At 62.8% G+C, this 288-nt stretch carries 1 pseudogene; it reads right to left on the bottom strand.

The features are described 5' to 3' along the window. A pseudogene (locus tag LZP69_RS16145) lies at positions 1-288 on the bottom strand (DNA polymerase I); the annotation flags it as partial.

The following is a 288-nucleotide window of genomic DNA, read 5'->3' as shown; positions in this document are numbered from 1 at the left end:
GTGTCGTGCACGCAGCCCGCGAGGCGCACGCCGTGGTTTGCGAGGACGTGGGTGTCGAACTTCACGTCCTCGCCGACCTTTCTGCAGTCCGCCCGCTCGAGCCACGGCTTCAGCAGCGCAAATGCGGTGGAAAGATCTAGCTGTTTCGGGGCACCTGGATAGTCATGAGTAAGAGGCAGGTAGACGGCTTCATCGCCGAATGCGAACGACATGCCGGTGAGGCGCGCAGCCATCGGCTCGTCGCCGTCACAAAGCGTGTCGAATCCGACGATATCGGCGGCCTCGATC

This window comes from Shewanella sp. AS1 (genome assembly GCF_021412565.1).
Lineage (GTDB): Bacteria > Pseudomonadota > Gammaproteobacteria > Enterobacterales > Shewanellaceae > Shewanella.
The sequence above is the reverse complement of the archived record's forward strand: the minus strand, read 5'-3'. Positions and strand labels throughout refer to the sequence as shown.